This is a genomic window from Streptomyces sp. NPDC048734, assembly GCF_043198675.1.
Classification (GTDB): Bacteria; Actinomycetota; Actinomycetes; order Streptomycetales; family Streptomycetaceae; genus Streptomyces.
The window spans coordinates 304,837-317,858 of sequence record NZ_JBICUZ010000001.1; the positions used below are offsets into that span (position 1 = coordinate 304,837).

Here is a 13,022-nt window from a genome sequence, read left to right on the forward strand (position 1 = left end):
ACGGAGAAGGACCGCTCCCACGAGACATCGTCGTCCGGTGACGGGGAGCGGGGGTATGGCGGTTCTGAGTCCGGTGAGGAGGAGCCGGGCTACGGTGATTCCCAGCCCGGTGAGGAGGAGCCCGGCTACGGTGACTCCCAGCCCGGCAATGAGGAGCCCGGCTACGGTGACGGCCCCGAGGAGGACTGCGGGGGCTACGGCGACACGTGCGGCGGCGAGACGACCCCGCCTCCCGGCGGGCACACGTCCCCGCCTCCGGGACATCACACCCCGTCCCCGCCCGTTGGTCACTCCACCCCGCCTCCGCATCACGGTGAGCACCCGCCCCCGCCGCCCGGCGGGAACCGGCCGGAGCTGCCGCAGACCGGTAGTGGGGCTCTGCTCGCCGCCTCGGGGGCCAGCGCCGTGCTGATCACCGCGGGCGCCCTGCTGTACCGACGAGGTCGCGCCGCCTCCCGTCGCTGACGCCGCCGAGCGCCGGACGCCTCGCACGCGCCCGGCGCTCGTGCCGGTCCTCGGACCCGCAGGCCGAGCCCGGCGGCCACGGCACGGGACACGACCGACAGGCCGTACGGGTCGGCCGCACCACCAGCGGTCGTACATCAGCGGCTGCTCACTCTTCCGTCGTCGGTCGTTCCGGCCGACGCGTGCGGTGTGTGCGGTACCTCGGGGAGGCCGGTCGGGGATGGTGGGAACGGCGGGGGCGGCGCCGGGCGGTGGCGGGGGACGCAGCCGACCGACGAACCGGGATCTGCGGACGGGACTTTCGGTCACCTCGGCGACCGGATGGACGTCGATCCCGGCTCTGCCGAGCGAGCGCACGGCACCCAGGGTTCCGTGATGAAAGGGATTTCGGTCGATGCGCAGGAGTGCGGCGGGGCGCGGGTGTCGAGCTGCGACACGTCTCCTTCCTTCGGTTGCTTCACCGGTGCGGGCCGTCGGGACACTCGAAAGCCGTAACGGCGGTGGCGTGATTCCTTTTCCTGTGACTTTCATATGACTCAGTGTCAGCAATGCGCGTGCGCATCGGTGACAGCACGAGAGCGGAGACAAGGAGCAGGCATGGCCCCACAGCAGCGACGCGCCCGGTCCCGGCGGTTGGCCGTCGTCGCGGTGGCGGTCGCGGTGTCGGCGGCGCTGGCGTCCGGTCCCGGATTCGCCGCGGACGTGGGGGTGGCGCGGGTCGCCGGTCCTCCCGCTCCCACGCCGAGCGTCCCCGTCACCGCCGGACCGGAGGCCCCTGCGGGACCGGCACCGGCCATGACCCCCGCGAGCACCCCGGCACCGACGGCGAGCCCGGGCGTGACGGCGACTTCGGCTCCGACCCCGTCTCCGACCGCGACCGGTACCCCGGCGCCGGCGCCGACCGCGAGGTCCGGCCCCGCCTTCGGCGCCTACCTCGACTACGGTCCGCTGGGCGTGGCCCGGATGGCCCAGCTCAGCGGCTGGCTGGGCGGCACCGAACTGCGCGTCGGCCACACCTACCTGCCGGGCGACCGGTGGAGCAACATCGAGGGCCGCCCCGGCTTCCTCGACGTGTGGACCCACTGGCGGGCCGAGAAGGACGACCGGATGCTCGTCCTCAACGTCCCCATGCTGGAGCGCAACGAGGAGGGCGTACCCGACGCCGAGGTGCGACAGCTGCTGCGGCAGGGCGCGGCGGGCCGGTTCGACCACCACTTCCGCGCTCTGGCCGAGCGGCTGGTGGAGGCCGACGCGCCGGACACGGTGATCGTGCTCGGCTGGGAGATGAACGGCATCACCTACACCCACCGCTGCGGGCCGGACCCGCAGGCCTGGAAGACGTACTGGAAGCGGATCGTCACCACCATGCGGGCCGTGCCGGGCCAGAGGTTCAGGTTCGACTTCGCGCCGAGCCGTGGCCGGGACGCCGTGCCCTGGACCGAGTGCTATCCGGGGGACGACACCGTCGACATCATCGGAATGGACTCCTACGACCAACCGAGCGGGCTCTCCTTCGACGAACAGGTGACCGAGCCCTACGGACTCCAGGCACACGTGGACTTCGCCAGAAGCCACGGCAAGCCCGTCTCCTATCCGGAATGGGGTCTTTTCCGCAACGGTGACAACGCCGAGTACATGCGGCGCATGCTCGCCTGGATGGACGAGCACGAACCGCTGTACCACACGGTCACCGACTACTGCCCGCACGGTGTGTGGCAGTGCTCGGAGAACCCCGAGGCCTCGGCGGTCTACCGCGCGGTCCTCTCCGGCCGCACCGGCGGACCGGCGGCCGGGCCGACGGCCACGGTCCCGGCCGCACCGGCGACTTCCGGGCCCTCGACCGCGCCCTCGACCGCGCCCACGACCGGGCCGGCCCCGCAGCCCATGGTGGACTGCTCGCCGCTGGACCTCGGCGACTGGGCCGAGTACTGGATGGGCGGCAAGCCGTGCGTGCGCCTGAACCGGTGGCTGCGCGGCTCCTGAGTCGTCCCCGCGGAGCGCCCCCGCCGGCGGCAGGCCCACGTCAGGACCTGCCGCCACCGGCACGTTCCCGCCGGCCCCGCTCGTCGCCCCGGTCCGGATGTTCCCGCCGTTCCTCCCAGCGGCGCACCAGCTCCTTGCCCCGCCGTCGCGCGGCCACGTTCCACACCGCCGCCGACAGCAGCGGGGCGGTGCGCCGGCGGGCAAGCAGCAGCCGCTGGTTGACGACCGGTTCCGGCCGCCAGTGGTGCTTGTACGGCTCGTTGCCGCGCAGCAGGCTCAGGGTGCCGCGCGTCTCGTGCCGGGTGTGCTCCGCGCAGGCGTCGAGCAGCATCACCGCCACGTCCGCCTTGTGTTCGCGCAGCCGCGGGTGGGCGCCGTAGAGGTAGCCGCCGGCCAGGCGGCGCGAGAGCAGGGTGAGGTCGACGGCCACCACGTCGTCGTCGAGGCGGAACTCGGTGACCACCGCGTCCCCGGAGCGCACCATCGGGCCCACCGAGCGCACCAGGTGCTCGCAGAACCGGTCGCGCAGGTGCTCGTCGGTCACCTTGCGGCCCTGCCACTGCAGCCGGTGCAGCTCCAGCAGCCGCCGCAGCGCCGAGTCCACCCCGTCCGGGCGGACCACCTCGCGCCGCACACCGAGCGCGGTCAGCCGGCGCAGCTTGGCGCGCACCCGCTGCGCCTTCGCCGACGGCAGCCGCGCCACCAGCTCGTCCATCGGCACGGCGGGCAGCTCCAGGCACACCGAGTCGCTCACCCGGCGCCGCGGCCCGCTCCAGCGCTCGTAGACCCGCTCGACCGCGCCGCCCGGCCGGACCTCGCGGAAGTCGATCAGCGCGGTGCGGGCGGCCGCGGCGAGCGCCTCGGTGAGCGCGGCGACGGCCGTCTCGCCCCGCTCGTCGTCGACCAGGACGTCCCCGTAGTCGGAGATCGCCCCGCCGAGCGGCACCAGGGCGGGCAGCGGGCGGCGTACGGCCATCAGCGGGGCGACGGCGAGGAGGTCGTCGCCGGAGCGCACCACCAGCAGCCGCAGCCGGCCGCGCCCGCCGTAGGACAGCCACCACGAGTGCAGCCACGGGTGGCTCTGGAACGGGGTGGCCGTCGCGCACCGCCGGTACAGGCGCGCCCAGGCGGGTGCCAGGGCGGCGAAGTCCCGCTCGTCGGTGACGACTTCGGTGAGGTGTGCCGGCTTCACGGCGTTCCGTGGGCGTCGGCGGCGAGTGCCGGGCTCGGCACGGTGGCCGGTCTGCCCGGCTCCGGCCTGCTCCCCCTCGGCCGCACCAGCAGGAACAGACCGCCCAGCAGGCCGCCCGCGCTCGCGCCGACCAGCCCGGTCAGCGCGGGGGACGCCGAGGACGGTTCGGTGGGCTTCACCGCGCGGGCGAAGGGCTCGAGTTCGACGTTGGTGGTGGCCTTCGCCCCGGCGGCGTGCCGGGTCAGCGCGCGCGACACCGCGTTGGCCATGTCGGCGGCCAGGCCGGCGCGCGAGGAGGTCGCGGTGATCGACACCATCGGCGCGTCGGGCGAGGTCGCCGTGCGCACCGCGCCCTGGAGCGTCCGCACCGGTACGCCCGCCCACACCTGTGCGTCCCCGAGCACCGCGAGCTGGGTGGCGACCCGGCCGTAGGCCTGCGCGAAGCCGAGCGCGGACGCCGGGTCGGACTTCTCGGTGGGGACGGCGACGACGTACGCCGTGGCGCTGTACACGGGCGGCTTCAGGGCGCCGTAGGCACCGCCGAGGAGGCCGCCGGCGAGGGCGCCGACGGCGAGCAGGGACCACGGCGGGAGCCTCCTGGCGCGGCCCAGGGCGCCGGCTCGGCGGTGCGGGCGGGTGGGGTTGTCGGTCATGAGGAAGGCACTCCCTGAGGTGACGGGGCGGACGAGGGGGAGGGCAGGGGCCGGCGGGCCACCGTGGCCGCGTACACGTCCATGAGCCGGGCGGCGCTGCGGGTGATGTCGTAGTGGCGGGCGGCCTCGGGCGTGGTGCGCGGGCCGGCGGCGCGGGTCTCGGCGAGTGCCCGCACGAAGGCCCCGGGGCCGCCGGCGACGCGCCGGGCGGTGGGCGCGGTGTGCGCGGGGAGGTCCTCGATCGCCGGGCAGGACGCGTACAGCACCGGCAGTCCCGAGGCGAGGGCCTCGACGGCGGCCAGGCCGAACGCCTCCTCCGGCGAGGGGGAGGCGAGCACGTCCATCGCGCAGACGAGGGAAGGCAGGTCGGGGCCGGGGCTGCCGTCCGGGACGCAGGGCCGTTCGCCGGTGAACAGGACCCGGTCGGCGACGCCGGCCTCGTGCGCGGTGCGGCGCAGCGCGCTCTCCTCGGGGCCGCCGCCGACCAGCAGCAGGTAGTGGTCGGCCGGGAGCGCGGCGAGGGCGGTGACCAGGACGTCGAAGCGTTTGCCCGGGTGCAGGCGCCCGATACCGCCGACGACCCGGGCGTGGTCGGGCAGGCCCAGACGGCGGCGGGTGCGGTGGCGCCGGACCGGGTCGAAGCGGAACCGGGCCAGATCGATGCCGTTGGGGACGACCTCGATCCGGTCGGCCGGGACACCCCAGCGCCGCAGGCGTTCGGCGACCGTGGGGGAGACGGCGACCGTGGTGCGGCCCAGCCGCTCCCCGGCCAGGTACAGGGCGCGGACGCCCGGGGTGAGCGGGCGGCCCTCCATCTGGGAGTCGCCCAGGGAGTGTTCGGTGGCGACGACGGCGCGCACCCCGGCGAGCCGGGCGGCGAGGCGGCCGTAGAGGCAGGCGCGGTAGAGGTGGGTGTGGACGAGGTCGTAGCGGCCGGAGCGGACGATCCGGACCAGGCGGGGCAGGGCGGCCAGGTCGCGGTTGCCGGCCATGCCGAGGTGGACGACGCGCACCCCGTCCGCGGTCAGCCCGTCGGCCACCGGACCCGGGTCGGTCAGCGTCACGACGTCGCAGTCGACGGGCAGGTGGCGCAGCAGCAGCCGCAGTTGCTGCTCGGCGCCGCCGACCCCGAGCCCCGTGATGACGTGCAGCGCCCTCATCGCAGGCCTGCCACGGGACGGCGGCGCAGCCGGTGCAGCCGGTGCTTGAGGAACAGCCGGGCGGCGGTGTCGTTCTGCCCGACGTGGACGCGCGGCAGGGCGTGCGGGCCGGTCAGCGGGCCTGGGTCGATCGCGCAGGCGTACGCGTACCCGGCGTCCCGTACGGCGTCCACGGCGCGCCGGTCGACCGTCCCGTACGGGTAGCAGAAACCCGCGACGTCGGTGCCGAGCAGCTCGGCGAGCGCGGCGCGGCTGCCGGCGGTCTCGGCCTCCAGGGTGAGGCCGTCCGCCCGGGTGAGGTCGACGTGGGTCAGGCCGTGCGAGCCGATCTCGACGCCCTCGGCGGCGGCCTCGCGGATGCCGTCGGCGGTCAGCAGCGGTCTGCGCGGGCCGAGCGGGTCCCAGGCGTTGTCGCCGCCGAGCCGGTCGGGCAGCACGAAGAGGGTCGCGGTGCAGCCGTGCCGGCGCAGCACGGGCAGGGCGCCGGTGAGGAAGTCGGCGTAGCCGTCGTCGAAGGTCAGGCCGGCCAGGCCGCGGCCCTCGCCCCGCGCGCGGGCGGCGAGCAGCTCGGCCAGCGAGACGCCTCGCAGGCCCCACCGCGCCAGCAGGGTCAGTTGCCGGTCCAGCCGCTCGGGCGTGACCACGATGCGGTACGGGTCGTCGGAGCAGTCGCCCACGGAGTGGTACATCGCCACCCAGGGGGCGGGGCCGGTTGCGGTGTCAACGGGAACGGACATGCGGGAGCCTTCGGGTCGCGGAACGAACGGATCGGAGTGCGGAGGCGATGCCCCGGGCGCCCAGCGCCCGGCCCAGCAGGAAGAAGACGGCGGTCACGGTGAGCGACCCGGCGGCCAGCCCCGCCGCGGGGTCGCCGAAGCGGCCCCCGGTGAAGGCCCCGGCGGGGGCCGCGACCAGCGCGGCCAGTACCGGCCGGCTCAACTCGTGCACGACGCTCGGGACATGGAGCGGGACGCTGCGCGGCAGGCGGTGCGCGCCCCGCCGCGGGCGTGAGCCGGCCGGTCCGCCCGCGGTGCCGGCCAGCAGCACCAGGGCGGTGACGGTGATGCCGGCCGCGTTGGCGGCGGCGATCCCGTACACCCCCCAGGGCGCCACGCACAGCGCGCCCAGCCCGGAGGTCGTGAGGATCCCGACGGCCATCGCGCCGACCGGGTACCAGGAGGCGCGGCCCGTCGAGAAGTAGGAGCGGGCCAGCACCCCGACCAGCGTCTGCCCGAGCAGCCCGAGCGCGTACACCCGCATCACGCCCGCCGTCACCGCCGTGTCCCCCGCGGTGAACGCGCCCCGCTGGAAGAACAGTTCGATCATCTGCGGCGCGCAGGCGACGACCGCCGCCGCGCCGAGCAGCACCACGCACGCGGCCAGCGCCAGGTCCTGCTGCACCCGGTGGCGGGCCCGCTCGGTGTCGCCCTCGGCCAGCGCCCGCGCGACCACCGGGAAGGTGACCGTGCACACCATCACCGACAGGATCATCGGCATCTGCGCGACCTTCTGGGCGTAGTTCAGGTGCGAGATCGCCCCCGACGGCAGCTGCGAGGCGAGGAACCGCTCGACCAGGACCTGCGACTGCCGGCACAGCGCGAACAGCAGCACGGTCGCCACCACGGCCCCGCCCAGCGGCTGCGGCTCCTCGACGGCGTCGCCCACCGGCCGTGCCCCGTGTCTGCGCAACTGCTGCCACAGCGAGGGAAGTTGCACGGCCACCATCAGAAAGCCGCCGACCGCGACCCCGACCGCCGCCGACCGCACTCCCCAGTGTCCGCCGAGCACGAACATCCCCGTGACGATCCCGGTGTTGTACGCCACGTAGATCGCGGCCGGTGCCACGAACCGCCGGTGCGCGCGCAGGGCCGCGCTGCAGTACCCGGCGAGCCCGAAGCTCACCACGCAGGTCGCGGTGAGCCGGGTGCAGTCGACGGCGAGCCCGGGGTCGGGCAGGCCGGGCGCGAGGACGCCGACCAACTGCGGGGCGAGCGCCGCCACGAGGACGCCGACCGCCACGAACGCCAGCGACAGCCGCGGGAGCGTCCCGGCGACCAGGGCGCGCACCGGGTCGCCGCCGACCCCCTGGGCCCGCCGGGCCAGGGCCAGGCTGAACGCCGGGATCAGCGCGAACGCCAGCCCGTCCTCGATGAGCAGCGTGGCCGCGAACTCCGGCACCGTCCACGCGACGAGGAAGGCGTCGGTGTCCCGGCCCGCCCCGAACAGCCGGGCCAGCGCCTGGTCGCGGACCAGCCCGAGCAGCGACCCGGCCACCGACAGGACGGCGGTGACCAGGGCGGCACGGGCCAGGAACCCACCGGACGCCCGTGATTCCCGCGGTTCCCGCGACTCCAGGGGCGGCTTTCCGGCCGTCTCCCCGGGCCGCGCGGCGGGCCGGGCCGGCGGTACGGCCGTGCCGTCGGCCGCTTCGCCGTCCGCCCGCGGGGACCGGGAAGGCGTCACCGTCATCGCCCGAGCGCCTCCTCGCGCCCACCGCTCCCGAGCGCTTCCGCGCGCCCCTCGCGCCCGGCCCGCCCTTCGGCCCCGCGGGCCTGCTCGTCCCCGGCCAGCGCCCACCAGGCCGCGAGCCCCAGCACCACCGCCGTCAGCACCGTCGAGGGCCCGCCGATGTCGGCGTACAGGAAGTCGGTGAGCTGCCAGACGAGCAGGCCGCAGGCGACGAGGGCGCAGTCGAGGCCGCCCGCGCGACGGGTGCGGACCAGCCTCCGCAGCGCGCACACCAGCAGGGCCAGCCAGCTGCCCGCCAGGGCGAGCAGCCCGATCAGGCCCTGCTCGCCCAGGACCAGCAGGTACATGTTGTGCGGGGACAGCAGCGGCTGCTTGCGGAAGGCGGCGCCGGCGCCCTCGGTGTCGCTGCCGGCGGACAGCGCCAGCGAGGCGTGCGCGTCCCGGTGCTCGGGGAAACCCTTCAACCCGACTCCGGTCAGGGGTTGTTCGCGCCACATGCCGGCGGCCGCCGCCCACATCGTGTACCGGTCGGTGACCGACTGGTCGGGGGCGTCCGCGACCTGCGTGATGCTGCCGATGCGCTCCTGGAGCATCGCCGTACCGACGCCGAGGCCGCCGACCAGGACCACGCCCGCCGCCACCGCCACCGCGCCGGCCTTCAGCGCCCGCCGCGGCCCGGCCAGCACCAGCTGCGCCGAGCAGGTCACCGCCGTCGCGATCCACGCACCCCGGCTGAAGGACAGCGCGAGCGGCAGCAGCAGTCCGAGGGCGCAGGCGGTGGCGACCGCCCGCTGCCGCGCCGGGGACCGGCCCAGGGCCAGGCCGACCGCGCAGACCAGCCCGAAGGACACGACCGTCGCCATGCCCATCACGTCCTGCGCCCCGAAGGTGCCGACCGCCCGGATCTCCTCGCCCTGGTAGGAGGCCCCCGTCCCGGTGACGTACTGGTGCACGCCGACCGCGCCCTGCCAGCCCGCGAGAGCCACGAACGACCAGGCCAGCAGCCGGAAGTCGGACCGGTCGCGGATCAGCAGCAGTACCGCCGCCGGGACCAGGACGAACACCTGGAGATAGCGGCCGAGGCCCCCGATCCCCGCGCCCGGCGAGGACGCCCCCATCGCGGCGAGCGCGAGCCCGGCCACCGGCAGCCCCAGCACCACGGCCGCGGTACGGGACAGCGGGCGCCGCCGCTGCCGCAGCAGCCGGACCGCGCAGAACAGCACGACGAGCGCGGAGCACGCGTCGGCCGGTCCCGCGCCGCCCTCGCCACCGGGGGAGACCGGCAGCGCGAGCAGGGCCACCACGGCGACGACGGGCAGCACCGGCGACAGCGTCCGGGCACGGGGCGGGGGCGGGGCGAGGGTCATCGGACGGTTTCAGCTCCCGGTCGGTCGCACGAGGGCGGCCGCGGTGCGCAGCAGGATGCAGACGTCCTGCCACAGCGACCAGTTGTCGATGTAGGCGTTGTCGAACCGGGCCCGGTCCTCGATGGAGGTGTCACCGCGCAGCCCGTGGATCTGGGCGAGGCCGGTGATGCCGGTCCGCATCCGGTGCCGGGCCGCGTAACCGGGGTAGGTCTGGCTGAACTGGGCTACGAAGTAAGGGCGTTCGGGGCGCGGACCGACCAGGCTCATGTCGCCCCGCAGCACGTTCCACAGCTGGAGCAGTTCGTCCAGCGAGGTCTCGCGCAGGAAGCGGCAGAACGGGCTCATCCGCACCTCTCCCGCCACGCTCCACCTGGTCGCCGACTCGTGCTCGTCCACCGGGCGGTGGGTGCGGAACTTCAGCAGGGTGAACGGGCGGCCGTCCCGGCCGATGCGCTCCTGCCGGAACACCACGCCCGGCCCGCCGGTCAGCCGCAGCACCGTCGCGAACACCAGCAGCAGCGGGCCGACCAGCAGCAGCAGCGTCCCCGACACCGCGATGTCCAGCAGCCGCTTGCCGAGACCGCCGCCGCGCCCGCTGCCCATGTCCAGCCGTCGGCAGGGGAACCCGGCGAGCTGTTCGCGGGTCGCGTACGACGGGGTGTCGGCGTCGACCTCCCACACGGTGCAGCCCGACTCGGCGAGCGCCCGCAGCAGGGGACCCTGCGCGGTGCGCGCCGAGGGGTGGACGCACAGCACCTCGCGGACGCCGTTCTGGATGAGAGCCCGCTGCACCTCCTGACCGGTGGTCAGCACGGGCAGCCCGTCGGTCCCGTCGGGACGGCCGGGGTGTTCGGCGACGATGCCGACCGGCCGTACCCCGTAGCGGGGGTGGCGCAGCACGGCGGTGGCCACCCGCTGCGCGGTGGCCACCGGACCGACGACCAGGGCGGCGCGCGGGCGGCGCAGCAGCGCCCGGCGGCGGCGCAGATGGACGACGGCCCGACCGGTGCAGCCGGCCAGGGCCTGCGCGGCGAACCCGAGTGCCAGCGTTCGCGCGGACAGCGCGTGCGCCGGAGCGTACGCCGCCACGAGCGCCCCCAGCGTGAGCCAGGCCACCGCGATCCGCCCGCACACGGCGGGCAGTTCGTCCAGGATCCCGGCCACCGGCCGTGAGCGGTGGGGGCGCAGCAGCACCGTGGCCGCCACCAGCGCGGCGACGAGCAGCGGACGGCGTTGCGCCCCGGTCAGGGCCAGGGCGCCCGCCAGCGCGGCGAGACCGTCGGCGAGCAACAGGGGCAGTGGCGAGAGCGGCCGGGCGGCGGGCCGCCCGGCCGGGAACCGGAATCCCGCCGCGCTCTCGCGCCGCGGCATGACCGAGACGTGGGCGAACCCGGGCGGGGGGACGGTGCTTTCCGCAGCCAGCGGGGGGACGGTGCTTTCCGCAGTCACGAGTGGATGGACTCCCTGCACTCGGTGGGCACGACCCGCGCCGGGTGACCGGCGGCGGACGGCTGCCGGCCGAGCAGGTCGCGGTACACGTCCGCGACCTGCTCGGCCGTGCGCCGCACGTCGTGCGTGGACAGGACGTAACGGCGCCCCTGACGGCCGAGGGACTCCCGCAGCAGCGGGTCGAGCAGCAGACCGGTGACCGCCCGGGCCAGCGCGGCGGCGTCCTGCGGGGCGACCAGGCAGCGAGGCGTGAGCGCGGCCGGCAGGCTCTCGCGGGCACCGTCCACATCGGTCACCACCACCGGCCGCCCGCACGCCAGCGCCTCCAGCGGGGCCAGCGCCATGCCCTCCCAGCGCGAGGGCAGCACCACCAGGTCGGCGGCCTGGTACCAGGGGACCGCATCGGGGACGGACCCCGCGAACAGCACCGACCCCGGGGCGCGGGAGCGCAGCGCGTCGTGGTCCGGACCGTCGCCGACCAGGGCGAGCCGGGCCCCCGGCACCCCGGCCGCGACGGCGTCCCACGCGTCCAGCAGCACGTCCTGCCCCTTCTGCCGGCACAGCCGCCCCACGCACACCACGAGCGGGGCGGCCGGGTCGGTGTCCGGCAGGAGCGCGGCGCGCACGGCGCCGACGGGGGCCGGGTGGAAGCGCCGGGGATCGATGCCGTTGGGGACGACCACCCACCGCCCGGCGATGCCGGCCCGCACCCCGGTCGCCCGCTCCGCCTCGCTCACGCACACCAGCCGGTCGGTCCAGCGCGCCCCGAACCGCTCCCACCCGAGGGCCAGCGCGGCGGTGGTCCCGCCGACCGCCTCGAACGACCAGGCGTGCGGCTGGAACACGGTCGGGAGCCGCCCCCGTACGGCGAGCCGCCCGGCGAGCCCGGCCTTGGCGCTGTGCGCGTGCACCAGGTCGGGCCGCACCGCGTCGAGCACCCGTGCGAGCCGCCGCACCTCGCCGGGCAGCGAGGGCCCCGGTGCCCGCGACGCCTCCCACCCCCGCACGTCCGCGCCCAGGGACCGCAGGTCCTCGGCGAGGGCGCCGGCGGGGCAGGCGACGGCGACGCGCAGTCCGGCGGCGAGCTGGGCGCGCGCCAGGTCCGTCACGACGCGGGCGACCCCGCCGTCCACAGGTTGGGTGAGGTGCAGGACCCGCGGTCCGACGTCGGGTTCTGGCTGGTGCATCGCGCGGTTTCCTCGCTCACGGTGGCGCTCGGGACGGGCGGGAACGCGCCTACTGCTTCCGTGTGCCGACGGCGACGAAGAGCCCGCCGGCCCACGCCGCGCCCCGCTGGGGAACGAGCCGGAAGGCCGGCTGGTCACCGCCGCGCCGCAAACCCGCTCGCAGATCGAACACATCGGAGTCCTGACCGGGAGTGCGGGCGTACGCCGGGACACGCGCCGCCGGAGCCGCCCCCGGCCCGCTGATCGCGGAGTTCGGCAGATCGTCAGATGGGTCGACCGGGCCCGACGGTGCCGAGGCGCCCCGCGCGCCGGTCGAGAGCATGAGCGAATCACCCGAACGGCCGCAGTCCCCGTCGTGGACGACCACGAGACACCCGGTCTCCGGGACGGCCTGTGCGGGAGCGGCCGGGGCGCCGTCCGGGGCCCGGCGGGAGGCGAGGGCGACGACTCCCACCGTCGCGCGGCGCGGCAGCGAACCCGGGAAATGGCGCATGACCGGCGTGCCCTTTCAGAAAAGGTGCGATGTGGTTGGCGACAGGCGTGCGGGGGCGAACCGCCACTCTAGTCAGGAACGTGATGAATCAGGAAAAGTCGGTCACCTGTGTCTGGGGCGTGAAGACCGGCGCGGGGCCACTTCACCCGTTCGGAGGCAAAACCCCGGGCAGTGTCACGCGTTGACACACCGCCGGGCATCCCCGCCCGGGTGTATGTGTCAAAACCCCAAGGAGCACCTCTCCATGTCGCGTATCGCGAAGGGCCTGGTCCTGACCTCCGTTGCCGCCGCGGCCGTCGCCGGCGCCTCCGGCATCGCCGCCGCCGACAGTGGCGCCGAAGCGGTCGCCGCGCACTCCCCGGGCGTGCTGTCGGGCAACGTCGTCCAGCTGCCCGTCCACATCCCGGTCAACGTCTGCGGCAACACCGTCAACGTGATCGGCCTGCTGAACCCGGCGTTCGGCAACACCTGCGTCAACGACTGACGTCACCTCGACCGAGGTCACGACGTGTACGACGTCACACGGCTGCCCTTCCCCGGAAGGGCGGCCGTTCGCGTTGTCCGGCCACGTGGGCGAGCCTCGTCCTCGGTCTCGCCGCCCCCG

General features: G+C 75.6%; 12 protein-coding genes and 1 pseudogene. 3 read left to right on the plus strand and 10 right to left on the minus strand.

Features of this window, described 5'->3' with window-relative positions:
* The coding region (locus ACGFQC_RS01365) for an LPXTG cell wall anchor domain-containing protein (RefSeq protein ID WP_393287481.1) at positions 1-465 on the plus strand (465 nt) is incomplete at its 5' end.
* Between the two features lie 231 nt (positions 466-696).
* Here the strand turns inward: ACGFQC_RS01365 and ACGFQC_RS01370 are convergent.
* Positions 697-902, minus strand: a pseudogene (locus ACGFQC_RS01370) (ATP-grasp domain-containing protein); the annotation flags it as partial.
* 160 nt (positions 903-1,062) lie between these two features.
* On the opposite strand from ACGFQC_RS01370, the gene ACGFQC_RS01375 reads away from it, so the two are divergent.
* Positions 1,063-2,448, plus strand: coding sequence for a glycosyl hydrolase (locus ACGFQC_RS01375; RefSeq protein ID WP_363088344.1), 1,386 nt, complete (start codon positions 1,063-1,065; stop codon positions 2,446-2,448).
* Positions 2,449-2,488: 40 nt separating this feature from the next.
* Here ACGFQC_RS01375 and ACGFQC_RS01380 read toward each other — a convergent pair whose 3' ends face one another.
* Genes ACGFQC_RS01380 through ACGFQC_RS01420 form a run of 9 tightly spaced genes read right to left on the minus strand, consistent with a single transcriptional unit; the run spans position 2,489 to position 12,418 of the window.
* On the minus strand, positions 2,489-3,640 hold the full coding sequence (locus ACGFQC_RS01380) for a GNAT family N-acetyltransferase (protein ID WP_363088343.1): 1,152 nt from the start codon (positions 3,638-3,640) through the stop codon (positions 2,489-2,491).
* Positions 3,637-4,293 carry a lipopolysaccharide biosynthesis protein gene (locus tag ACGFQC_RS01385; RefSeq protein ID WP_363088342.1) on the minus strand — a complete coding sequence of 219 codons (657 nt, stop codon included), beginning with the start codon at positions 4,291-4,293 and terminating at the stop codon, positions 3,637-3,639. The genes ACGFQC_RS01380 and ACGFQC_RS01385 overlap by 4 nt, the downstream gene beginning before the upstream one ends.
* Positions 4,290-5,453 (minus strand): glycosyltransferase, encoded by a 1,164-nt coding sequence (locus ACGFQC_RS01390; RefSeq protein ID WP_363088341.1) that lies wholly within the window; start codon positions 5,451-5,453, stop codon positions 4,290-4,292. Before ACGFQC_RS01390 ends, ACGFQC_RS01385 begins: the two co-directional genes overlap by 4 nt.
* Positions 5,450-6,190: a polysaccharide deacetylase family protein gene (locus tag ACGFQC_RS01395; RefSeq protein ID WP_363088340.1), complete on the minus strand. Its 741-nt coding sequence runs from the start codon at positions 6,188-6,190 to the stop codon at positions 5,450-5,452. Before ACGFQC_RS01395 ends, ACGFQC_RS01390 begins: the two co-directional genes overlap by 4 nt.
* Positions 6,174-7,922, minus strand: coding sequence for a lipid II flippase MurJ (murJ, locus tag ACGFQC_RS01400; RefSeq protein ID WP_363088339.1), 1,749 nt, complete (start codon positions 7,920-7,922; stop codon positions 6,174-6,176). Before murJ ends, ACGFQC_RS01395 begins: the two co-directional genes overlap by 17 nt.
* Positions 7,919-9,289: an O-antigen ligase family protein gene (locus tag ACGFQC_RS01405; protein WP_363088338.1), complete on the minus strand. Its 1,371-nt coding sequence runs from the start codon at positions 9,287-9,289 to the stop codon at positions 7,919-7,921. Before ACGFQC_RS01405 ends, murJ begins: the two co-directional genes overlap by 4 nt.
* A 9-nt stretch (positions 9,290-9,298) precedes the next feature.
* Positions 9,299-10,711 (minus strand): exopolysaccharide biosynthesis polyprenyl glycosylphosphotransferase, encoded by a 1,413-nt coding sequence (locus ACGFQC_RS01410; RefSeq protein ID WP_393287812.1) that lies wholly within the window; start codon positions 10,709-10,711, stop codon positions 9,299-9,301.
* Between the two features lie 23 nt (positions 10,712-10,734).
* Positions 10,735-11,925: a glycosyltransferase gene (locus tag ACGFQC_RS01415; protein WP_363088337.1), complete on the minus strand. Its 1,191-nt coding sequence runs from the start codon at positions 11,923-11,925 to the stop codon at positions 10,735-10,737.
* Positions 11,926-11,974: 49 nt separating this feature from the next.
* On the minus strand, positions 11,975-12,418 hold the full coding sequence (locus tag ACGFQC_RS01420; RefSeq protein ID WP_363088336.1) for a hypothetical protein: 444 nt from the start codon (positions 12,416-12,418) through the stop codon (positions 11,975-11,977).
* 244 nt (positions 12,419-12,662) lie between these two features.
* Here ACGFQC_RS01420 and chpG point away from each other — a divergent pair, with 244 nt between their 5' ends.
* On the plus strand, positions 12,663-12,902 hold the full coding sequence (gene chpG, locus ACGFQC_RS01425; RefSeq protein ID WP_363088335.1) for a chaplin ChpG: 240 nt from the start codon (positions 12,663-12,665) through the stop codon (positions 12,900-12,902).
* Positions 12,903-13,022 lie beyond the last annotated feature (120 nt).